At 60.3% G+C, this 21345-nt stretch carries 21 protein-coding genes; 19 read left to right on the forward strand and 2 right to left on the reverse strand.

The window, feature by feature from the left end; translation table 11 throughout:
* Positions 1 to 97: 97 nt before the first annotated feature.
* Together tctD and AC6I8P_RS06190 are read left to right on the forward strand one after the other, a co-directional pair.
* Positions 98 to 769: a transcriptional regulator TctD gene (tctD, locus tag AC6I8P_RS06185; RefSeq protein WP_104093057.1), complete on the forward strand. Its 672-nt coding sequence runs from the start codon at positions 98 to 100 to the stop codon at positions 767 to 769.
* On the forward strand, positions 760 to 2136 hold the full coding sequence (locus tag AC6I8P_RS06190; RefSeq protein ID WP_238561761.1) for a sensor histidine kinase: 1377 nt from the start codon (positions 760 to 762) through the stop codon (positions 2134 to 2136). The genes tctD and AC6I8P_RS06190 overlap by 10 nt, the downstream gene beginning before the upstream one ends.
* Here the strand turns inward: AC6I8P_RS06190 and AC6I8P_RS06195 are convergent.
* Positions 2123 to 3028 (reverse strand): DMT family transporter, encoded by a 906-nt coding sequence (locus AC6I8P_RS06195; RefSeq protein ID WP_238561762.1) that lies wholly within the window; start codon positions 3026 to 3028, stop codon positions 2123 to 2125. The two genes, AC6I8P_RS06190 and AC6I8P_RS06195, sit on opposite strands and share 14 nt — an antisense overlap.
* Before the next feature lie 95 nt (positions 3029 to 3123).
* Here AC6I8P_RS06195 and AC6I8P_RS06200 point away from each other — a divergent pair, with 95 nt between their 5' ends.
* The 15 genes from AC6I8P_RS06200 (at position 3124) to hisP (ending at position 17210) form a co-directional block, all read left to right on the forward strand.
* A complete protein-coding gene (locus tag AC6I8P_RS06200) occupies positions 3124 to 3903 on the forward strand; it encodes an AraC family transcriptional regulator (RefSeq protein ID WP_021509174.1) in 780 nt (259 codons plus the stop codon).
* 57 nt (positions 3904 to 3960) lie between these two features.
* Positions 3961 to 5097 (forward strand): 4-phosphoerythronate dehydrogenase PdxB, encoded by a 1137-nt coding sequence (gene pdxB, locus AC6I8P_RS06205; protein ID WP_238561763.1) that lies wholly within the window; start codon positions 3961 to 3963, stop codon positions 5095 to 5097.
* Positions 5098 to 5174: 77 nt separating this feature from the next.
* Positions 5175 to 6185 carry an aspartate-semialdehyde dehydrogenase gene (locus AC6I8P_RS06210; protein ID WP_058775824.1) on the forward strand — a complete coding sequence of 337 codons (1011 nt, stop codon included), beginning with the start codon at positions 5175 to 5177 and terminating at the stop codon, positions 6183 to 6185.
* A complete protein-coding gene (gene truA / locus AC6I8P_RS06215) occupies positions 6185 to 6997 on the forward strand; it encodes a tRNA pseudouridine(38-40) synthase TruA (RefSeq protein WP_125309518.1) in 813 nt (270 codons plus the stop codon). The genes AC6I8P_RS06210 and truA overlap by 1 nt, the downstream gene beginning before the upstream one ends.
* Positions 6998 to 7024: 27 nt before the next feature.
* The gene (locus tag AC6I8P_RS06220) at positions 7025 to 7687 is read left to right on the forward strand and encodes a DedA family protein (RefSeq protein ID WP_010617492.1); all 663 of its coding nucleotides are present in this window, start codon (positions 7025 to 7027) and stop codon (positions 7685 to 7687) included.
* 132 nt (positions 7688 to 7819) lie between these two features.
* The gene (gene accD / locus AC6I8P_RS06225; protein ID WP_021509178.1) at positions 7820 to 8728 is read left to right on the forward strand and encodes an acetyl-CoA carboxylase, carboxyltransferase subunit beta; all 909 of its coding nucleotides are present in this window, start codon (positions 7820 to 7822) and stop codon (positions 8726 to 8728) included.
* Between the two features lie 72 nt (positions 8729 to 8800).
* A complete protein-coding gene (folC, locus tag AC6I8P_RS06230; protein WP_104093062.1) occupies positions 8801 to 10069 on the forward strand; it encodes a bifunctional tetrahydrofolate synthase/dihydrofolate synthase in 1269 nt (422 codons plus the stop codon).
* On the forward strand, positions 10059 to 10808 hold the full coding sequence (gene dedD, locus AC6I8P_RS06235; RefSeq protein ID WP_021509180.1) for a cell division protein DedD: 750 nt from the start codon (positions 10059 to 10061) through the stop codon (positions 10806 to 10808). The genes folC and dedD overlap by 11 nt, the downstream gene beginning before the upstream one ends.
* Positions 10809 to 11058: 250 nt before the next feature.
* Complete coding sequence (gene cvpA, locus AC6I8P_RS06240; protein ID WP_021509181.1) at positions 11059 to 11544, forward strand: colicin V production protein; 486 nt, start codon at positions 11059 to 11061, stop codon at positions 11542 to 11544.
* Between the two features lie 33 nt (positions 11545 to 11577).
* Positions 11578 to 13095 (forward strand): amidophosphoribosyltransferase, encoded by a 1518-nt coding sequence (gene purF, locus AC6I8P_RS06245; protein WP_021509182.1) that lies wholly within the window; start codon positions 11578 to 11580, stop codon positions 13093 to 13095.
* Between the two features lie 113 nt (positions 13096 to 13208).
* Positions 13209 to 13778 carry a UbiX family flavin prenyltransferase gene (locus AC6I8P_RS06250; RefSeq protein WP_058769895.1) on the forward strand — a complete coding sequence of 190 codons (570 nt, stop codon included), beginning with the start codon at positions 13209 to 13211 and terminating at the stop codon, positions 13776 to 13778.
* A gap of 274 nt (positions 13779 to 14052) precedes the next feature.
* Positions 14053 to 14835, forward strand: a complete 783-nt coding sequence (argT, locus tag AC6I8P_RS06255; RefSeq protein WP_031280032.1) for a lysine/arginine/ornithine ABC transporter substrate-binding protein ArgT — start codon at positions 14053 to 14055, stop codon at positions 14833 to 14835.
* 193 nt (positions 14836 to 15028) lie between these two features.
* Complete coding sequence (locus AC6I8P_RS06260) at positions 15029 to 15715, forward strand: histidine ABC transporter permease HisQ (RefSeq protein WP_021509185.1); 687 nt, start codon at positions 15029 to 15031, stop codon at positions 15713 to 15715.
* The gene (locus AC6I8P_RS06265; protein ID WP_021509186.1) at positions 15712 to 16428 is read left to right on the forward strand and encodes an ABC transporter permease; all 717 of its coding nucleotides are present in this window, start codon (positions 15712 to 15714) and stop codon (positions 16426 to 16428) included. Before AC6I8P_RS06260 ends, AC6I8P_RS06265 begins: the two co-directional genes overlap by 4 nt.
* A gap of 8 nt (positions 16429 to 16436) precedes the next feature.
* Positions 16437 to 17210 (forward strand): histidine ABC transporter ATP-binding protein HisP, encoded by a 774-nt coding sequence (hisP, locus tag AC6I8P_RS06270; protein ID WP_021509187.1) that lies wholly within the window; start codon positions 16437 to 16439, stop codon positions 17208 to 17210.
* Positions 17211 to 17312: 102 nt separating this feature from the next.
* Here hisP and AC6I8P_RS06275 read toward each other — a convergent pair whose 3' ends face one another.
* The gene (locus AC6I8P_RS06275; RefSeq protein WP_058785604.1) at positions 17313 to 18260 is read right to left on the reverse strand and encodes a sugar-binding transcriptional regulator; all 948 of its coding nucleotides are present in this window, start codon (positions 18258 to 18260) and stop codon (positions 17313 to 17315) included.
* 196 nt (positions 18261 to 18456) lie between these two features.
* On the opposite strand from AC6I8P_RS06275, the gene dalD reads away from it, so the two are divergent.
* Together dalD and xylB are read left to right on the forward strand one after the other, a co-directional pair.
* Positions 18457 to 19839, forward strand: coding sequence for a D-arabinitol 4-dehydrogenase (gene dalD / locus AC6I8P_RS06280; protein WP_498031063.1), 1383 nt, complete (start codon positions 18457 to 18459; stop codon positions 19837 to 19839).
* Between the two features lie 12 nt (positions 19840 to 19851).
* A complete protein-coding gene (xylB, locus tag AC6I8P_RS06285; protein ID WP_262264413.1) occupies positions 19852 to 21321 on the forward strand; it encodes a xylulokinase in 1470 nt (489 codons plus the stop codon).
* The last annotated feature ends 24 nt before the right edge of the window (positions 21322 to 21345 follow it).

Raw genomic sequence — 21345 nt, forward strand, 5'->3', positions numbered from 1 at the left:
GAGTGTGATTGCCACCGAACATTCGGGGTTGCTGAATTGTTAAAACAGCAACCTTTCATTTACCTTTCAGCCATCGGCAAAACTAACAGGATGTGATATGCGTCTCTTACTGGTGGAAGATACCGTCGAGCTGGCCAACTGGCTGCAGAAAGCGCTGACGCAAAAAGGCTTCGCCGTGGACTGGGTGGCCGACGGCGTGGCGGCGGATCATGTGCTGCAAAGCGAAGACTATGCGCTGGTGGTGCTGGATGTGTCGCTGCCGCGGCTCGATGGCCTGGCGGTGCTGGCGCGCCTGCGCAAGCGCGGGCAACGCGTGCCGGTGCTGCTGCTCACCGCACAGAGCGCGCTGCAACAGCGCGTGCAGGGGCTGAATGCGGGCGCCGATGATTACCTCACCAAGCCGTTTGAGCTGGACGAGCTGGACGCGCGACTGCGCGCGCTGCTGCGCCGCAGTCAGGGGCAGGCCACGCAGACGCAAAGCCTCGGCCAGCTGGAGCGCGATGCGGAAGGCTATTTCCTGCTGAATCACAAGCCGCTGCCGCTGACGCCGCGCGAGGCCAGCGTGCTGTCGACGCTGATGCAGCGCCCGGGAAGGCCGGTGTCGCGCCAGCATCTGTACGAGCAAACGTTCACGCTGGCGGATGAGGCCAGCCCGGAGAGCATTGAGCTGTATGTGCATCGGGTGCGTAAAAAGCTGGCGGGCAGCGACGTGGCGATCGTCACACTGCGCGGCCTCGGCTACAGCCTGGAGTGCCAGCCGTGCGACTGATCCACTCGCTGCGCGGTGAACTGCTGGCGTGGCTGGGCGCGCCGCTGCTGCTGCTGTGGGGATTGTCGGTCTACACCCATTATCAGAGCGCGCTGCAGGCGGCGAATCAGGCTTACGATCGCTCGCTGCTGGCCTCGGCGCGCACCGTGGCCGAGCGGCTGGTGGTGCGTCATCAACGCCTGGAGGTGGATGTGCCCTGGGTGGTGCTGGACAGCTTTGAGCGCAACATGAACGATCAGCTGTTCTATCAGGTGATTTCGCCCGAAGGTCGCACGCTGTCCGGCTACCCGGATTTACCGCTGGTGCCGGGCAACGCGCCGCTGTCCGATGTCTATCCGGCGCTGGTGCATTTCTACGATGCGCACTACCGCAAGCAGCCGATTCGCGTGGCCGCGCTGTGGCAGCCGGTGAACGAGGAAGGGGTGCAGGGCATGGCGCTGGTACTGGTGGCGGAAACGCTCAATTCGCGTCACGCCTTTGCCGACAGTCTGCTGCGCACCGCGCTGATCAGCCAGAGTTTTCTGGTGCTGATTACGCTGCTGCTGGCCGGGCTGCTGCTGCGTAAAGTGCTGCGCCCGCTGCGCCGGCTGTCACGCATGATGCTGCGCCGCGCGCCGGGCGAACTGACACCGCTGCCGTCGCTGCTGCCGTGGTCAGAACTGCAGCCGCTGATCATCGCCTTCAACCGCCATCTGGAGCGGCTGCGCGGACTGCTGGCACGGCAGGAGCGCTTTAGCGCCGATGTGTCGCACCAGCTGCGCACGCCGCTCACCATTCTGAAAACCCAGGTCGGCGTCGCGCTCAGCAGCGACGACCCGCAGCAGTGGCGCGAAAGCCTGCAGGGCATGCGCCACACGCTGGACGATACCGTTCAGCTCACCGATCGCCTGCTGCAGCTGGCGCAAATCAAGGCGCGCCACGGCGAAGACAAGCCTTTCAGTGAGGTCAACCTGAGCGACATCGTGCAGCAGGCCTGTTTTAGCGGTTATGCGGCGGCGCGGCGTAAACAGATCGACCTGGGCTTTGAAGAGCAGAAGGCGAGCCAGGTGCAGGGCGATGCGCTGTTGCTGGCCGAGCTGTGCGCCAATCTGCTGGACAACGCCATCAAATACACGCCACACGGCGGCACGGTGACTGCGCGGCTGCGGCAAAAGGTGCTGGAGATTGAAGACAGCGGGCCGGGCATCGCGGCGGATCAGCAGCGGCAGGCGCTGCAGCCGTTTGGCCGGCTCGATCACGCCAGCCAGCCCGGCGCGGGCATTGGACTGGCGTTGGTGCAGGATATCTGCGCCTGGCACGGCGCGCAGCTGCAGCTGGACCGCAGCCCGCAGCTGGGCGGCCTGCGGGTGACGGTTAGCTTTCGCTGATCGGCGGAGTTATCGCGCGCGTTTTACGCAGCGGGGTTTTCAGCCGCTGCGCCAGGATCACCCCGACCAGCGTCAGACCGCCGCCAATCCAGTGGTAAGCATGCAACTGTTCGTGCAGGAACAGCACGGCAATGAGGGCGGTAAACACCGGCACCACGTTCATGAAAATACTGGTGGTGCTGGCGCCGAGGCGCTGCACGCCAAGGATCCACAGGAACGGCGCCACAATCGAGGCAAACAGCCCGGCGAACAGCACCAGCGGAATATTGTCGGCGTTCAGCGCCACCTCCGGCGCGTGCCAGAAGCCAGGCAGCAGCAACAGCACGCCGAAGAAGATTTGCACGTACAGGCTTTGCCATGTCGGCAGCGGGATTGCCCAGCGCTTCGTCAGTACGCCGTACAGCGCGTAGGAGGTTGAGGCTGCCAGCATCATCAGCTCGCCGTTGCCGAGGCGCTGACTCAGCAGCTGCGCCGGGTTGCCGGCGCTCACCAGCCACACCAGCCCGGCAAACGACAGCAGGCCGCCAATCAGAATGCCGCGCGTCGGCGCAAGGCGCAGTACCACCAGGCTGAGCAGGATGGTCAGCAGCGGAATGGTGGCGCCGAGAATCCCCATCATCACCGCCGAAACGCTGTGTGCCGCATAATAGGCGAGACTCTGATACAGCACCATGCCGAGCAGGCCCAGCACCAGTAAGCGCCACAGCTGGGTTTTGATGGTATGACGATGGCGCCATACGCCCGGCAGGCAGAACGGCGTGAGTACCAGCAGCGCCAGCAACCAGCGGTAAAAAGAGATGGCAGCAGGATCGATGCTGCCGGCAGACAGCTTGCTGACGATGGTGTTGATCGACCAGATCAGCACCGCCACCAGCGGTAACAATAAGTTCATAGTACGGCTCCAAATGTAAATCGCGACTAGCTTACGTTTGACCGGTTTAAAGCAGATAGTTAAAATCGGACAAAATTCGTTAGTGACCGGACAGAATGAATCTTCAGGTTGAGTATCAGCCACCGCGCGACGCGCCGCTGCTGCGTTTTTTCATGCGCTATGAGCAAACCAACGCCAAAACCGAATACCTGCCGCACCAGCACGACTGGGGCCAGGCGATATTCGTCACCAGCCACGTGCTGGAGATGGAAGTGGAGGGCGAGCGGCTGCTGACGCCGGCCGAAATGCCGATCTGGATCCCGCCGGGCCAGCGCCACAGCAGCTACAACCACTGTCAGGCGCAGTTTCGCACCTTCAACCTTGCCGCTGATTTATGCGCCGGCATGCCGGAGAAAGCCTGCCTGCTGAGCGTGGACGCCATCGTGCACGCCATCATGAATGATTTTGCCCGCCGCGCGCTGGAGCAGCCGCAAAGCGACGCCGACTGGCGGCTGTGCGAAGTGCTGATTGATCGGCTGCGTCTTGCACCGGTGAACACCAGCTATCTGCCGATGTCCGACGATAAATTCCTCGCACCGATTCTGCGCGCGCTGGAAGAGAACCCGGGTGATAACACCACGCTGGCACAATGGGCGAAGCGCGTGTTTACCACTGAGCGTACGCTGGCGCGGCGCTGTCAGCAGCAGCTGCAGATGTCATTCAGCGAGTGGCGCCAGCGTTTACGCTTTTTGCGCGCGATTGCGCTGCTGGAGCAGGGCTGCAGCGTGCAGGGCATCGCCCACGAGCTGGGTTACAGTTCCGCCTCCGCGCTGATCGTGATGTTTCAGCAGCAGGCCGGCACCACGCCGGATCGCTATCGCAGTCGGTTAGGTTAATCCCCGGCTTTGTGCCATGATATGCCCCGTTTATTTCAAGCAGACAGGACCGCCGCCGTGAAAATTCTCGTCGATGAAAATATGCCCTACGCCCGTGAACTGTTCAGCCGCACCGGAGAGGTGGTGGCGGTGCCGGGCCGCCCGCTGCCGGCAGCCGAACTGCAGGATGCCAGCGCGCTGATGGTGCGCTCCGTCACCAAAGTGGATGCCGCACTGCTGGCCGGCACGCCGGTGAAGTTTGTCGGCACCGCCACTGCCGGCACCGATCATATCGATGATGCCTCGCTGACGGCGGCCGGGATCGGCTTCTCGGCCGCGCCGGGCTGTAACGCGATTGCGGTGGTGGAGTATGTGTTCTCGGCGCTGCTGCTGCTGGCCGAACGCGACGGCTTTGATCTGCGCGATCGCACCGTGGGCATCGTCGGCGTCGGTAACGTGGGCGGACGGCTGGCTAAACGCCTCGCCGCGTGGGGAGTAAAAACCCTGCTGTGCGATCCGCCGCGCGCCGATCGCGGCGATGACGAAGATTTCCACCCGCTCGACGCGCTGGTGGCACAGGCCGATATCCTGACCTTTCACACGCCGCTGTTTAAAGATGGGCGCTATAAAAGCTGGCATCTGGCCGATGCCGCGCTGCTGATGGCGCTACGCCCCAACACCATTCTGATCAATGCCTGCCGGGGTCCGGTGGTGGATAACGCCGCGCTGCTGGAGGTGCTGCGGCTGCGTAACGATCTCAGCGTGGTGCTGGACGTGTGGGAACCGGAGCCGGATCTCAACCTCGATCTGCTGGACAAGGTCGATATCGCCACCGCGCATATCGCCGGTTATACCCTTGAAGGGAAAGCGCGCGGCACCACTCAGGTGTTTGAGGCGTGGAGCGAATTTATTGGTCAGCCGCAGCAGGTGGCGCTGGACACGCTGCTGCCGCGCCCCGAGTTTGGCACCCTTACGCTGCACGGCAAGCTCGATCAGCCGACGCTGAAACGCCTGGTACATCTGGTGTATGATGTGCGCCGCGACGATGCGCCGCTGCGCAAAGTGGCCGCGCAGCCGGGCGAATTTGATCGCCTGCGCAAGCAGTATGTCGAGCGCCGTGAGTGGTCTTCGCTGCAGGTGATCTGTGATGAGGCGGAGAGCGCGGCGCTGCTCAATCAGCTTGGCTTCAGCGCCACGCTGCGGGCGAATCACTAATCTCTGATTTTTCTGAATTAATGGGCGATGCATGTCATCGCCTCTCTTTTTTATGTCATTGTCTGGAGTAAACCAACATGTCTGACGGCTGGAATATTGCGCTACTGGGCGCGACAGGCGCAGTAGGGAACGCTGTACTGGAACTGCTGGCGGAACGCCAGTTCCCGGTTGGTGAGTTATATCTGCTGGCGAGTGAAAACAGCGCCGGAGAGAGCGTGCGTTTTGATGGCCGCTCGCTGCGCGTGCAGGACGCGGCGGAATTTGACTGGTCGCAGGCGCAGCTGGCGTTCTTTACCGCCGGTCGCGAGGCGTCGGCGCGTTATGCCGAAGAAGCCGCCAGCCAGGGTTGCCTGGTAATCGACAGCAGCGACCTGTTCGCGCTGGAGCCGGACGTGCCGCTGGTGGTGCCGGATGTCAATCCACAGGTGCTGGCGGATTACCGTAATCGCAACATCATTACCGTGGCCGATGCGCTGGTGAGCCAGCTGTTAAGCGCCATCAAACCGCTGGTGGATACCGCCGGTTTAGGCCGTCTGCAGGTGACCAACCTGGTGTCGGTCTCCAGCCACGGTAAAGCAGCAGTAGACGGCCTGGCCGGTGAGAGCGCGCGGCTGCTGAACGGCGTACCGGCCGATGAGCACTATTTTGGCCGCCAGCTGGCGTTCAACCTGCTGCCGCAGCAGGCGGACAGTGCCGGCAGCGTGGCGAGCGAGCGCCGGCTGGTCGATCAGGTACGGAAAGTGCTGCAGGACGAAGGATTACCGATTGCGGTGAGCAGCGTGCAGGCGCCGGTGTTCTACGGCAACGCGCAGATCGTCTATATCGAGAACCTGCGGCCGCTGTCGGCGGAGGAAGCGCGTGACGAACTGGCGCGCGCCGACGATATCAGCCTGAGCGACGACGGTGATTACCCGACGCCGGTCAGCGACGCCTCCGGCAGTGAAGCCCTGAGCATTGGCAGCGTGCGCAACGACTACGGCATCCCGGAGCTGCTGCAGTTCTGGTCGGTGGCCGACAACATCCGCTTCGGCGGCGCGCTGATGGCGGTGAAAACCGCAGAGAAGCTGGTGCAGGAGTATCTGTATTAATGCTGGAAGACGCGACCCCGTTTAAGCTGGCGCTCGGCATTGAATATGACGGCAGCCGTTACTACGGCTGGCAGCGCCAGAATGAAGTGCGCAGCGTGCAGGAAAAGCTGGAAAAAGCGCTGGCGAAAGTGGCCAATCACCCGGTGAGCGTGTTCTGCGCCGGACGCACCGACGCGGGCGTGCACGGCACCGGCCAGGTGGTGCATTTTGAGACCACCTCCTCGCGTGCCGACAGCGCCTGGACGCTGGGCGTGAACGCCAACCTGCCGGACGATATTGCGGTGCGCTGGGTGAAAGCGGTGCCGGAAAGCTTTCATGCGCGCTTCAGCGCCACCGCGCGCCGTTATCGCTACGTGATCTACAACCAGCGGTTGCGCCCGGCGATTCTCGGCAACGGCATTACCCATTTTTACCATCCGCTGGATGCGGAAAAGATGCACCGCGCCGCTCAGGCTTTACTGGGTGAGAACGATTTTACCTCGTTCCGTGCGGTGCAGTGCCAGTCGCGCACGCCGTGGCGCAACGTGATGCATCTCAACGTCACGCGCCTGGGGCCGTACGTGATTGTGGATATCAAAGCCAACGCCTTCGTGCATCACATGGTGCGCAATATCGTCGGCAGTCTGCTGGAGATTGGCTGCGGCAATCAGCCGGAAACGTGGATGGCCACGCTGCTGGCGGCAAAAGATCGCACGCTGGCGGCGGCAACGGCGAAAGCCGAAGGGCTGTATCTGGTGGCGGTGGATTACCCTGCTCAGTTTGCGTTACCTCAGCCTGCGCTGGGACCGTTGTTCCTCGCGGATTCATTTTAATCGGAAAGTGTCAGGGAGTTAGCTGTTATGGAGTTTATCCACTTTATCGTCGATTTCATTCTGCACATTGACGTGCATCTGGCCGAGCTGGTGGCGCAGTACGGCATCTGGATTTACGCCATTTTGTTCCTGATTCTGTTCTGTGAAACCGGGCTGGTGGTTACGCCGTTCCTGCCGGGTGATTCGCTGCTGTTCGTCGCCGGTGCGCTGGCGGCGCTGCCGGGCAACGACCTCAACGTGCACCTGATGGTGACGCTGCTGGTGATTGCCGCGATCCTCGGCGACGCGGTTAACTACACCATTGGCCGGCTGTTTGGCGAGAAGCTGTTCAGTAACCCGAACTCGAAAATTTTCCGCCGCAGCTACCTCGACAAAACCCACGCGTTTTACGATCGCCACGGCGGCAAAACCATTATACTTGCGCGCTTTGTGCCAATCGTGCGAACCTTTGCCCCCTTTGTGGCGGGAATGGGACACATGTCTTATCGCCACTTCGCGCTCTTTAACGTGACAGGCGCGCTGCTGTGGGTCCTGCTATTCTCCTATGCCGGTTACCTGTTTGGTGACCTGCCGGTGGTGCAGGAAAACCTTAAGTTGCTGATTGTCGGCATCATCATTGTCTCGGTACTGCCAGGCGTGATTGAAGTGTGGCGTCACCGCCGCCAGGCGCGTCAGCACAAGTCGCAGTAAGCCTGTTACCAGATTTTTATCCACAGCGTGAACGGGTTGTGGTTTAATGAGCGACATTTACGGCCTGCTGAAGGTGATTTCAGCAGTAACGACAAGACTGGACCAGGTCAGCATTAAACAGAAAGGTCATCAATGAGCTGGATTGAACGCATACTGAATAAAAGCACTACCACGCCTTCGCGCAAAGCCAGCATCCCGGAAGGGGTGTGGACCAAATGCGATAGCTGTGGTCAGGTGCTGTACCGCGCCGAGCTGGAGCGCAACCTTGAAGTCTGCCCGAAGTGCGACCACCACATGCGTATGCACGCGCGCGAGCGTCTGCATAGCCTGATGGATGAAGGTTCGATGACAGAGCTGGGTAGCGAGCTGGAACCGAAAGACCTGCTCAAGTTCCGCGACTCGAAGAAGTACAAAGATCGTCTGGTTGCGGCACAGAAAGAGACCGGCGAGAAAGATGCGCTGGTGGTAATGAAAGGCCAGCTGCACGGTATGCCGGTAGTGGCCGCCGCATTTGAGTTCTCCTTTATGGGCGGCTCAATGGGCTCGGTGGTTGGCGCCCGTTTCGTGCGTGCGGTTGAGCAGGCGCTTGAAGACAACTGCCCGCTGATCTGCTTCTCCGCCTCTGGTGGTGCGCGTATGCAGGAAGCGCTGCAGTCGCTGATGCAGATGGCGAAAACCAGTGCGGCGCTGGCAAAAATGCAGGAGCGCGGTCTGCCGTATATTTCGGTACTGACTGACCCGACCATGGGTGGCGTCTCCGCCAGCTTCGCGATGCTGGGCGATTTGAACGTCGCAGAGCCAAAAGCGCTGATCGGCTTTGCCGGCCCACGCGTAATTGAACAGACGGTACGTGAAAAGCTGCCGCCGGGCTTCCAGCGCAGTGAGTTCCTGATCGAAAAAGGCGCGATCGACATGATCATCCGTCGTCCGGAAATGCGCTTTAAGCTGGCCAGCCTGCTGGCGAAAATGATGAACCTGCCGGCACCGCTGCAGGATGGTGATCGCCCGACTGCGGCTGAGCCGGAGAGCAACGAAGCCTGACAGGCAACCGAAAGGCGCAGAGTGATGCGCCTTTTTATTCATGCACCACATCGTAAAGAGCTAACAGGGCACATGGACACTCTTCACCTCCCGCAAGCCACGTCGCCTCTGGCCACGTGGCTTCATTATCTTGAGCATCTGCATTCTCAGGCTATCGATCTGGGCCTGGACCGTATTCAGCGCGTCGCCGCACGCCTCGACCTGCTAAAACCCGCTCCGTTTGTCTTCACCGTCGCCGGCACCAACGGCAAAGGCACCACCTGCCGTACGCTGGAAACCCTGCTGATGGCCGCAGGCTATCGCGTTGGCGTCTACAGCTCGCCGCATCTGGTGCGTTACACCGAACGCGTGCGCGTGCAGGGCGCTGAGCTGGATGAAGCCCGGCACAGCGCCAGCTTTGCCGCCATCGAGGCCGGACGCGGCGATATTTCGCTCACCTACTTTGAGTTTGGCACGCTGTCCGCGCTCAATCTGTTCCGTGAAGCGCAGCTGGATGTCGTGATTCTGGAAGTGGGGCTGGGCGGCCGGCTGGATGCGACAAACATTGTCGACGCCGACGTGGCGGTGATCACCAGTATTGCGCTGGACCACACCGACTGGCTGGGGCCGGATCGCGCCAGCATCGGCCGCGAGAAGGCTGGCGTATTCCGCGGCGGTAAACCGGCGGTGGTCGGCGAGGCCGATATGCCTGACACCATTGCCCAGGTGGCCGCGGAGAAGGGTGCGCAGCTGTTACAAATTAACCGCGACTGGCAGTGGCAGCGCGAGGGCGACAGCTGGACGCTGCAGGATGCCCGGGGTGAACTGCGCGATCTGCCGCTGCCCCAGGTGCCGCTCCCTAACGCGGCCACCGCCATTGCGGCGCTGCGCGCTTCCGGCCTGACGGTGAGCGAGGCGCTGATTCGTCAGCATCTGCCGCTGGCGATTCTGCCGGGACGTTTCCAGACGGTCAGCACCGCGCCGCGCGTGATCCTTGATGTGGCACACAATCCGCATGCGGCTTATTATCTGGCTTCACGTCTCGCTGAGCTGCCGGCACACGGCACAGTGCATGCGGTGGTTGGCATGCTGCACGACAAGGATATCGCCGGGACGCTGGCCGCGCTGGCACCGCAGGTCAACCGCTGGTACTGCGCGCCGCTCGACGGCCCGCGCGGGGCGTCCGCTGATGAGCTGATGGCGCATCTGCAGGGCGGCAGCGCCTGGCAGAGCGTTGAAGCCGCGTGGCAGGCGGCGCGGCAGCAGGCTCAGCCCGACGATGTGATTCTGGTGTGCGGCTCGTTCCACACCGTAGCGCAGGTGATGCAATCGATGGCAGCGGAGAACGGCAGTGGCAAGTAAGTTTCAGAATCGTTTAGTGGGTACGGTGATTCTGGTGGCGATTGGCGTCATCGTGTTACCGGGTCTGCTGGACGGTAAGAAAAAGCATTATAAAGAGGAGTTCGCGGCGATTCCGCTGGTGCCAAAGCCTGACGATCAGCAGGACAGCGAAATGGTGCCGCCGGTGACGCAGCCGCTGCCGTCGCAGCCGCCAGAAGGTGCGAGCGCGGCGCAGCAGGCGCCCGCCAGCAGCGCAACGCAAAACAGTGCCGCCAGCGGCAGCACGCAGCCAGCGCAAAACAGCCAGCCCAGCGTCGTGACGCCGCCGCCGGTGCACCAGCAGCAGAAACCGGCAGAGCAGGTGAAGCCGAAGCCGGTCGAGCAGCCGAAGCCTAAACCGGTGGAGCAGCCGAAACCGAAGCCGGCAGAACAACCGAAAGCGACAGAACAGCCAAAAACTTCAGAGCAGCCTAAAGCGGCGGAAACGCCGAAGCAGAGCGAGCCGGCCGCGCCAGCAGGACAGGCGTATGTGGTGCAGCTCGGCGCGCTGAAGAACGCCGCCAAAGTGAATGAGATCGTGGCGCAGCTGCGGCTCTCCGGCTATCGTGCCTTTACCGTGCCGTCGACGCCGGTGCAGGGGCAGATCACCCGCATTTACGTCGGGCCGGATGCGTCCAAAGCGAAACTGCAGGGCGCACTCGGCGAGCTGAAAGGCATCTCCGGCCTCGGCGGTGTTGTGAAGCCGTACAGCACACGCTGATCAACTGATAAGCCGCGCCGATAGCAGAAACAGGCGCGGCTTTTGGCGTATTTTTTAGCGAAGCGTTTCTTAAAATTTATGGAATATCAGCAGGTTAAATGGCTGACATCAATAAGGGCGAGGAAAGTTTTTTTCATCGCCCTTTTTCTCGGGACAGAACCGGAAAACCCTACGCAAACGTTTTCTTTTTCTGTTAGAATGCGCCCCGAACTGGATGCAGGGGTGCAAATGCACTGTACTGGAAGCGTTCATGATCTGGATTGATTACGTCATTATTGCGGTAGTTGGTTTTTCGGCTCTGGTCAGCCTGATTCGCGGGTTTGTCCGGGAAGCCTTATCTCTTGTTACCTGGGGATGCGCGTTTTTTGTCGCCAGTCATTACTACGCCTACCTTGCAGTCTGGTTTACAGGTTTTGACGACGAACTGGTTCGCAACGGCATCGCCATCGCGGTGTTATTCGTTGCCACCCTGATTGTGGGTGCCATCGTGAACTATGTGATCGGCTCGCTGGTTGAGAAAACCGGCTTGTCGGGAACCGACAGGGTGTTGGGGGTCTGTTTCGGGGCGTTGCGTGGCGTGCTGATTGTATCCGCCATTCTCTTCTTCCTTGATACATTCACCGGCTTTTCAAAAAGTCCGGACTGGCAACAGTCTCAACTCATTCCCCAGTTCAGTTACATCATCAGGTGGTTTTTCGATTACCTGAAAAGCACGTCGAGTTTTTTACCCCGGTAACACCGGGAGTGCGGCTAATGAGGAAATGACAACATGTGCGGTATTGTTGGTATCACCGGTTTTATGCCAGTAAACCAGTCGATCTATGACGCGTTAACGGTGCTGCAGCACCGCGGGCAGGATGCCGCCGGCATTTGTACCATCGATGCGCTGAACTGCTTCCGTCTGCGTAAGGCCAATGGCCTGGTCAGCGACGTGTTTGAAGCGCGCCACATGCAGCGTTTGCAGGGAAATATGGGTATCGGCCACGTGCGTTATCCGACTGCCGGCAGCTCCAGCGCCTCTGAAGCGCAGCCCTTCTACGTGAACTCGCCGTACGGCATCACGCTGGCTCACAACGGTAACCTGACCAACGCCCATGAACTGCGCAAGCAGCTGTTCGAAGTCGGTCGCCGTCATGTGAATACCACCTCAGATTCCGAAATCCTGCTCAACATCTTTGCTCAGGAGCTGGATCGTTTTCAGCACTATCCGCTGGAAGCTGACAACATTTTTGCTGCCGTGGCGGCAGTGCATCAGCAGGTGCGCGGCGCTTACGCCGTGGTGGCGATGATTATCGGTCACGGCATGGTTGCGTTCCGCGATCCTAACGGTATCCGTCCGCTGGTACTGGGCAAGCGTGAGCTGGCCGATGGCCGCACTGAATACATGGTGGCCTCAGAGAGCGTGGCGCTGGATACGCTCGGCTTCGAATTTATTCGTGACGTTGCGCCAGGCGAAGCGGTGTACATCACCGAGCAGGGTCAGCTCTCGACGCGCCAGTGCGCAGAGAACCCGAAAAGCAATCCGTGCCTGTTCGAGTACGTTTACTTTGCGCGTCCGGACTCGTTCCTCGACAAGATCTCCGTCTACAGCGCACGCGTGCGCATGGGCACCAAGCTGGGCGAGAAAATTGCCCGCGAGTGGGAGGATCTTGATATTGACGTGGTGATCCCGATTCCGGAAACCTCGACCGATACCGCGCTCGAGATCGCCCGTATTCTTGATAAGCCGTACCGCCAGGGTTTTGTGAAAAACCGCTACGTGGGCCGTACCTTTATTATGCCGGGCCAGCAGCTGCGCCGCAGTGCGGTGCGCCGTAAGCTCAACGCTAACCGCGCTGAGTTCCGCGATAAAAACGTGCTGCTGGTGGATGACTCGATTGTGCGCGGCACCACCTCTGAGCAGATTATCGAGATGGCGCGTGAAGCGGGCGCGAAGCGCGTCTATCTGGCGTCGGCGGCACCGGAAATCCGCTTCCCTAACGTCTACGGCATCGATATGCCGAGCGCTACCGAGCTGATTGCGCACGGCCGTGAAGTGGAAGAGATTCGTCAGCTGATTAAAGCCGATGCGCTGATTTTCCAGGATCTGCAGGATCTGATCGACGCGGTGCGTGAAGAGAACCCGGATATTGCCCAGTTCGAATGCTCAGTGTTCAACGGCATCTACGTCACCAAAGACGTTGACCTGCAGTATCTGGAATATCTGCAGTCCCTGCGTAACGACGATGCCAAAGCGATTGCGCGTCAGAACGAAGTGGAAAACCTGGAACTGCATAACGAAGGTTAAGGTCAGTCTCAGGCAGACGAAACAGGGCGGGCGCAATCCCGCCCTGTTTGTTTTTGTATTTATGGCGGCGGAGCGGCTATTATTGGCGCACTCTTTTGCAGCAAGGCTGAATTATGAAACGACTCATCATTGGTATTTCCGGCGCCAGCGGCGCGATCTACGGCGTGCGTATGCTGCAGGTGCTGCAACCGTTAGCCGAAGTGGAAACCCATCTGGTGATGAGCCCGGCGGCGCGGCAAACGCTGGCGCTGGAGACCGATTACAGCCTGCGTGACGTGCAGGCGCTGGCCGATGTGGTGCACGATGTGCGCGATATCGCCGCCAGCATCTCGTCCGGCTCGTTCAAGACGCTGGGTATGGCAATTCTGCCGTGTTCCATGAAAACCCTGTCGGGCATTGTGCACAGCTACAGCGACAGTCTGCTGACGCGCGCCGCCGACGTGGTGCTGAAAGAGCAGCGCCGGCTGGTGCTGTGCGTGCGGGAAACCCCGCTGCATCTCGGTCATCTGCGCATGATGACCACCGCCGCCGAACTTGGGGCGCTGATTATGCCGCCGGTGCCGGCGTTTTATCATCGCCCGCAGCGCATCGACGATTTGATTGATCAGACGGTCAACCGCGTGCTGGATCAGTTTGATATCGAGCTGCCGGAAGATCTGTTTACCCGCTGGCAGGGTGCATGATGGTGCAATAATGCACTGAATGCGTGCAAAAGCGCGGGGCCGATCACTGTTCGTGCATCTTGTGCACCAAAAGTTAACAATCTCACTTTTTCTTCCTCACACCGCTGTTATATTTCCCTCACAAACTAAGTGCTTGCGTCCCAGATGGACGCGGTATTTAGTGCGCCTGCGCACAGTTTCGCCGATTTGCACAACTGGCATGAAACCTGCAAAACATTCAGCGCAAACACATCACGCACCACATAACAATAAGCACTTCACTTGAGGGTTACCTATGAAAAAGCGAGTTCTGGCTCTTTCTCTGATGCTGGCTATGTCCGGCGCTGCGAGCGTGTTCGCGGCGGTACCGCAGTCGCTTCGCATCGGGACCGATCCAACTTACCCGCCGTTTGAGTCCAAGAACGCGCAGGGCCAGCTGGTTGGCTTTGATATCGACCTGGCCAACGAGATCTGTAAGCGTATCAAGACCAAATGTACTTATGTGGAAAGTGATTTCGATGCGCTGATCCCGTCGCTGAAAGCGAAGAAGATTGACGCCATCATCTCTTCACTCTCAATCACCGAGAAACGTCAGGAAGAGATCGCCTTCTCGGAAAAACTGTATGCAGCGAACGCGCGTTTAGTGGCGCCGAAGGGGTCTAAACTGCAGCCGACCATTGAGTCGCTGAAGGGCAAAAACATCGGCCTGCTGCAGGGTACCACGCAGGAAACCTACGCCAATGAATACTGGCGTCCAAAAGGCGTGACCGTCACGCCGTATGCCAACCAGGATCTGGTGTATCAGGACCTGAACGCTGGTCGTATTGATGCGGCGTTCCAGGATGAGGTGCAGGCGAGCGAAGGCTTCCTGAAGCAGCCGGTCGGGAAAAACTACGCCTTCGCCGGTCCGGCGGTGAAAGATGACAAAATCTTTGGCGTCGGCACCGGTATGGGCCTGCGTAAAGATGACGCCGATCTGAAAGCTGCCATCGACAAAGCCTTTAACGACATGCGCAAAGACGGTACCTACGACAAGATTGCGAAGAAGTACTTTGATTTCAACGTTTACGGCGATTAAGACTCCTGTTCCTGAACGGGTGTATTGAGTCACGCTAACGTGGGTCATAACTATTCACTCCGGGCGCTTACTTATGTAAACTCCCGGAGTTCATACGCTTGCCACCATCCTTCCGTGATTCACATCCTGGTCAGGACTGTCCGTGTGTTGTTGGACAGCGTTTGTTTATTTCCCTCACGACAGGATCGAACCCATGTTGTATGGCTATTCTGAAGTAATTCTTAAAGGCACGCTGGTGACCCTTGAGCTGGCGCTCAGCTCGGTGGTGCTGGCCGTGGTGCTGGGCCTGATAGGGGCCGGCGCCAAACTCTCCCGCAATCGCCCGCTGGCGATGATTTTTGAAGGCTACACCACGCTAATCCGTGGCGTGCCCGACCTGGTGCTGATGCTGCTGATCTTTTACGGTCTGCAGATTGCCCTTAACGCCGTGACCGATGCGCTCGGCATGGCACAGTTTGATATCGACCCGATGGTGGCCGGTATTATTACGCTCGGCTTCATCTACGGTGCTTATTTCACTGAAACCTTCCGTGGCGCGTTTCTCGCGGTGCCGAAAGGGCAGATTGAAGCCGCCACCGCCTTCGGCTTTACCGGTTCGCAAACTTTCCGTCGCATTCTGTTCCCGGCGATGATGCGCTTTGCGCTGCCCGGCATCGGCAACAACTGGCAGGTGATCCTCAAAGCCACCGCGCTGGTGTCGCTGCTCGGCCTTGAAGATGTGGTAAAAGCCACGCAGCTGGCCGGCAAAAGTACCTGGCAACCGTTCTACTTCGCGATTGTTGCCGGGGTGATTTATCTGGTGTTTACCACGCTGTCCAACGGCGTGCTGTGGTGGCTTGAACGCCGCTACTCGGTAGGGGTGAAAAGGGCAGAGTTATGATCGAGATTATTCAGGAGTACTGGAAACAACTGCTCTGGACCGATGGTTACCGTTTTACCGGCGTGGCCATCACGCTGTGGCTGCTGATTCTGTCCGTGGTGATTGGCGGCAGCCTTGCGGTGCTGCTGGCCATCGCGCGCGTCTCGCCCAATCGCTATATCTCCACGCCGGTGTGGCTGTTTACCTATGTGTTTCGCGGCACGCCGCTGTATGTGCAGCTGCTGGTGTTCTATTCCGGCATGTACACGCTGGAGGTGGTGAAAGGCTCCGAGCTGCTGAACGCCTTCTTCCGCAGTGGCCTGAACTGTACGCTGCTGGCATTTACCCTGAACACCTGTGCTTATACCACCGAGATTTTTGCCGGTGCCATTCGCGCCGTACCGCACGGTGAAATCGAAGCCGCGCGCGCCTATGGTTTCTCGCCGTTTAAACTTTACCGCTGCATCATTCTGCCGTCGGCGCTGCGCACCGCGCTGCCCGCTTACAGCAATGAAGTGATTCTGATGCTGCACTCCACCGCGCTGGCATTCACCGCCACCGTGCCGGATTTGCTAAAAATCGCGCGCGATATCAACTCGGCGACCTATCAGCCGTTCACCGCGTTCGGCATCGCTGCGGTGCTGTACCTGATTATCTCTTACGTGCTGATTAGCCTGTTCCGCCTTGCGGAGCGCCGCTTCCTCGCGCATGTGAAACCCTCTTCGTCGCACTGAGTATGACTATGGCTGAAAATAAATTAAGCGTTACCGAACTGCATAAGCGTTACGGTGAACATGAAGTTCTGAAGGGCGTGTCGCTGCAGGCCAACGCCGGCGATGTGATCAGCATTATTGGCTCGTCCGGTTCCGGGAAAAGTACCTTTTTACGCTGCATCAACTTCCTCGAAAAGCCGAGTGAAGGCACCATCGCGGTTAACAACGAGGCGATAAACCTGGTGCGCGACACCGATGGCCAGCTGAAAGTGGCCAACAAGGAGCAGCTGCGTTCGCTGCGTACCCGGCTGACCATGGTGTTTCAGCACTTTAATCTGTGGAGCCACATGACGGTGCTGGATAACGTCACTGAAGCACCGATTCAGGTGCTGGGGCTGAGCAAAGCCGAAGCGCGCGAGCGGGCAATTAAATACCTCGATAAAGTCGGTATTGATGCGCGCGCGCGTGCCAAATACCCGGTGCATCTGTCAGGCGGCCAGCAGCAGCGTGTCTCGATTGCCCGCGCGCTGGCGATGGAGCCGGAAGTGTTGCTGTTTGACGAACCGACCTCGGCGCTCGATCCGGAGCTGGTAGGCGAAGTGCTGCGCATCATGCAGAAGCTGGCCGAAGAGGGCAAAACCATGGTGGTAGTGACGCACGAGATGGAGTTCGCCCGTCACGTATCCAGCCACGTGATTTTTCTGCATCAGGGCAAAATCGAAGAGCAGGGCGCGCCAGACGAACTGTTCGGCAACCCGAAAAGCCCGCGCCTGCAGCAGTTTTTGAAGGGATCGTTGAAATAGGTTTCTGAACCGTTGCGGCGCAATGTATTGCGCGTTTCCCGGCGATGCGGCGGACAAATCCGCGCGATACATCGCGCCGCGACGAATCACAGAAATTTTTAATTAATCATTCAGCAGTTTCAGCGCGGTGTCTTCATCCGTCACCAGCCCGGAGATCCAGCCGCCGTGCAGCGCAGCGTGAATCGCTGCGTATTTGCGCGCGCTGCCGGCAAAGCCGATGATATTGCGCTGCGTCTGGCTCTCCAGCAGCACGCTGGTCAGCAGCTCGTCGGTTTCGCCGTACACCCGCTCTCCCTGCTGATTGAAAAAATGCCCCAGCATTTCACCCACCACGCCGCGCGCGTTGAGCGCTTCTACCTGCGCATCGGTGATAAAGCCTTCGGCATTGAGCGGGCAGCCCGGCATCACTTCGCCAATGCCGACAAACGCCACGTTCGCCTGCAGCGCACGCTGGGTGACGCGCTGATAGACCTGATGCTGCACCCACATCGTCTTATCCTGCGGCGTGTCTGCATACAGCGGCGCCGGAATGAAGAAATATTTGCCCTGCATCTTCTCCGCCATTTTCAGCGGTACGTCGTAGCGGGTACCGGAATCGTCACGCGCAATCGCGCCGATCATCGACACACACTGATGCTGTGGCCGTTCAACCCACGGCAGCGCATCAATCATCGAGCGCAGCGTTTTGCCGGAACCGATGCCAAACACCTGCGGGGTCTCTTCGTTGATAAACTGCGCCATCACCGCCGCACCTTCCACCGCCAGCATTTGCTGAATCGCCTCATCATCCAGCCCGGCTGACGGCACCACGCGGCACAGCGTCAGGCCAAACTTTTGTTCGATCTCGCGCGCCAGATGCAGGCAGTGCGTGACCGGATGGTCAATCTTCACGCTGACCATGCCCATTTCACGCGCGCTGGAGACCAGCCGCTGTGCCACCTGCCGCGATAAGCCCAGCGCGCGCGCAATCTCCTGCTGCGTGACGCCCGCCACGTAATACATCCACGCTGCCCGCGCTGCCAGCTCCTGCTTCTTCTCTTCTCTGCTCATCGCCTTGTTCCGTCAAACTCCGATGCGCCAGTTTATCGCGTCTTGCCCCTGAAGCGTTAACTGAGCAAAAGCCCTAAAAAAGAGCAAAAGTATTAAATGTGATGGATATCGCAGAACGATCGCCCCGCCGGCGACTATGCTACGCCTCATCGGGCAAATGCCCTCCATTGTGGCAAATGTTTATTTCGAGGCGACTATGACGACGAAATCAGTGTGGATGCATATCGGCGCAGGTTCTTTTCACCGCGCGCATCAGGCGTGGTATCTGCACCAGCTGCACCAGCAGGGCGATGACAGCTGGAGCATCGCGCTCGGCAACATCCGCGGCGATGCGGTAGCGCTGCTCAACCAGCTGCAGGCGCAAAACGGCGAGTACGTACTGGAAACCGTGACGCCGGAGGGCGAGCGCGCGTATGAAACCATTACTTCGCTGCGCACCATCCTGCCGTGGGACGCGGAGATCAGCGCGCTGGTGGCACAGGGCGCCAGCGCTGAGACAAAAGTGATCGGTTTTACCGTGACCGAAGCGGGTTACTACCTGACGCCGGCGCATGAACTCGATCTCAGCCAGGCGGATATTCAGGCCGATCTCCGTGGTGAGGCGCGCACTATTTACGGCGCGCTGACCCGCATTCTGCGCCAGCGCGTGGCCAGTGGCGGTGCGCCGGTCACGCTACTCAACTGCGATAACCTGCGTCACAACGGCGAACGTTTCCGTCACGGCATGCTGGCGTTTCTCGCCGCGCAGGGCGACCACGCGCTGGCCAGCTGGGTGCGCGATAACACCACTTCGCCAAACACCATGGTGGATCGCATCACGCCGCGCCCCACGCCGGATGTTGCCGAACGCGTCAAAGCGGCCACCGGTAGAGACGATGGCGCGGCGGTGATGGCGGAATCGTTTATCCAGTGGGTGATTGAGGATGATTTCATCGCCGGACGCCCGGCGCTGGAAAAGGTGGGTGTGGAGCTGGTGGCGTCGGTGCTGCCGTGGGAAGAGGCGAAAATCCGCATTCTCAATGCCACGCACGCGGCGATTGCCTGGGCCGGCACGCTCACCGGCCATGACTACATTGATGACAGCACGCGGCAGCCCGCGATCTATCAGCTGGCGTATGACTACATCACGCAGGACGTGATCCCGTCACTGTCGCCCAGCCCGCTCGATCTGGCGGATTACCGCGACGTGGTGCTGGCGCGCTTTAGCAATCCCTACATCAAAGACACCAACCAGCGCGTTGGTGCCGATGGGCTGTCGAAGATTCCCGGCATGGTGACGCCAACGCTGCGCGAATGCTATCAGCGCGGCGCAGAACCGACCGCTACCGCCGTGCTGCCGGCGCTGTTCTACCTGTTCCTGCAACGCTGGGCCAGCAACCAGCTGCCGTATGCGTATCAGGATGGCGTGCTCAATGCTGACGCGCTGCGCCAGCAGCTGAGCGGCGAGAATGCGCTGCAGCGGTTCCTCAGCGACCGCGCGCTGTTTGCCGAACTGGCCGATGACCGCGCTTTTCATGCGCTGGTGACGCGCAGCGTAGACGCCATTGAGCAGCAACTGCTGCAACCGGCGACGGTGTAAGGAGCGCACAGCATGTATCTCGGCATTGATATTGGCACCTCTGAACTCAAAGCGCTGATCGTTAACCCGCAGGGCGAGATTGTGGCGTCGAATCACGCCACGCTCAGCGTGCAGCGCCCGCATCCGCACTGGGCGGAGCAGGATCCCGAGCGCTGGTGGCAGGCGTGTGGTCAGGCGATCGCCGGGCTGCGCCAGCAGGCACCGGACGCGTGGGCCGCGATCCGCGCCATCGGTCTCTCCGGTCAGATGCACGGCGCCGTGCTGCTGGATGCCGCCGGTGAGGTGCTGCGGCCGTGCATATTGTGGAACGACACGCGCAGCGCGGCGCAGTGTGATGCGCTGCGCCAGCAGCATCCGCAGATGATGGAAATCGCCGCCAACCTGATTATGCCCGGCTTTACCGCGCCGAAACTGCACTGGGTGGCGGAACATGAGCCCGAAATCTTCCGCCGCATCGACAAGGTGCTGCTGCCGAAGGACTACCTGCGCTGGCGTCTGACCGGGCGCTTTGTCAGCGAGCCGTCGGACGCCGCCGGTACGCTGTGGCTCGACGTGGCGCAGCGCGACTGGTCTGACGCACTGCTGGCAATTAGCGGGCTGACGCGCGCACAGATGCCCGAACTGGTTGAGGGCAGCGCGGTCAGCGCCACGCTGCGCGCCGATCTGGCCAGCGAATGGGGCTTAGCCGCCACGGTGAGCGTGGCCGGCGGCGGCGGTGATAATGCCGCGTCGGCGGTGGGCGTCGGTGCGGTTAATGCGGGCGATGCCTTTATCTCGCTCGGCACGTCAGGCGTGATTTTTGTGGTTAACGATCGGCTGCGTGCCGATCCGCAATCCGGCGTGCACGCTTTCTGCCATGCGCTGCCGGGACGCTGGCACCAGATGAGCGTGATGCTCAGCGCCGCCAGCTGTCTGCGCTGGCTGTGCAATCTGCTGTCGGTCACCGAAAGCCAGCTGATGGACGAGATGGCACAGCTCAGCGCGGAACAGCTGCGTCAGGCACCGCTGTTTCTGCCGTATCTCTCTGGTGAACGCACGCCGCACAATGATCCGCAGGCGACCGGGGCATTTTTCCATTTACGCCACGAAACGCCGCGCGCGCTGCTCGGCTATGCGGTGATTGAGGGCGTGACGTTTGGCCTGGCGGATGGCCTGGCAGTGCTGGGCGATACGCAGCAGCAGATTCAGCAGTGCAGCCTGACCGGCGGCGGTGCGCGCAGCACGCTGTGGGCGCAGCTGATCGCCGACGTGCTGCAGCTGCCGATAGTGACCCATCCGGCCAGCGCCTCCGGCGCGCTGGGTGCGGCGCGACTGGCGTGGCTGGCCGACGGCGGCAGTGAAGCCGACGTGTGCCTGAAGCCGCCGGTGCAGGCGCGCTATCAGCCCGATGCGGCGCGCGGGGCCGTGCTGCAGCAGCGGCTGCGCCTGTTCCGTGAACTCTATGTACAACAACAGCAGGCGCGCGCGTTGCTGCCTGCCTGATCGGATTAGCGAACGGAAGGAAGA

Source organism: gamma proteobacterium symbiont of Lampromicra miyakona (assembly GCF_059730895.1).

Coding starts and splice junctions, on each gene's coding strand:
- tctD (WP_104093057.1), top strand. CDS start 98: ATGCGTCTCTTACTGGTGGAAGATACCGTCGAGCTGGCCAACTGGCTG.
- AC6I8P_RS06195 (WP_238561762.1), bottom strand. CDS start 3,028: ATGAACTTATTGTTACCGCTGGTGGCGGTGCTGATCTGGTCGATCAAC.
- AC6I8P_RS06200 (WP_021509174.1), top strand. CDS start 3,124: ATGAATCTTCAGGTTGAGTATCAGCCACCGCGCGACGCGCCGCTGCTG.
- AC6I8P_RS06210 (WP_058775824.1), top strand. CDS start 5,175: ATGTCTGACGGCTGGAATATTGCGCTACTGGGCGCGACAGGCGCAGTA.
- truA (WP_125309518.1), top strand. CDS start 6,185: ATGCTGGAAGACGCGACCCCGTTTAAGCTGGCGCTCGGCATTGAATAT.
- AC6I8P_RS06220 (WP_010617492.1), top strand. CDS start 7,025: ATGGAGTTTATCCACTTTATCGTCGATTTCATTCTGCACATTGACGTG.
- accD (WP_021509178.1), top strand. CDS start 7,820: ATGAGCTGGATTGAACGCATACTGAATAAAAGCACTACCACGCCTTCG.
- folC (WP_104093062.1), top strand. CDS start 8,801: ATGGACACTCTTCACCTCCCGCAAGCCACGTCGCCTCTGGCCACGTGG.
- cvpA (WP_021509181.1), top strand. CDS start 11,059: ATGATCTGGATTGATTACGTCATTATTGCGGTAGTTGGTTTTTCGGCT.
- purF (WP_021509182.1), top strand. CDS start 11,578: ATGTGCGGTATTGTTGGTATCACCGGTTTTATGCCAGTAAACCAGTCG.
- AC6I8P_RS06250 (WP_058769895.1), top strand. CDS start 13,209: ATGAAACGACTCATCATTGGTATTTCCGGCGCCAGCGGCGCGATCTAC.
- argT (WP_031280032.1), top strand. CDS start 14,053: ATGAAAAAGCGAGTTCTGGCTCTTTCTCTGATGCTGGCTATGTCCGGC.
- AC6I8P_RS06260 (WP_021509185.1), top strand. CDS start 15,029: ATGTTGTATGGCTATTCTGAAGTAATTCTTAAAGGCACGCTGGTGACC.
- AC6I8P_RS06265 (WP_021509186.1), top strand. CDS start 15,712: ATGATCGAGATTATTCAGGAGTACTGGAAACAACTGCTCTGGACCGAT.
- hisP (WP_021509187.1), top strand. CDS start 16,437: ATGGCTGAAAATAAATTAAGCGTTACCGAACTGCATAAGCGTTACGGT.
- AC6I8P_RS06275 (WP_058785604.1), bottom strand. CDS start 18,260: ATGAGCAGAGAAGAGAAGAAGCAGGAGCTGGCAGCGCGGGCAGCGTGG.
- dalD (WP_498031063.1), top strand. CDS start 18,457: ATGACGACGAAATCAGTGTGGATGCATATCGGCGCAGGTTCTTTTCAC.
- xylB (WP_262264413.1), top strand. CDS start 19,852: ATGTATCTCGGCATTGATATTGGCACCTCTGAACTCAAAGCGCTGATC.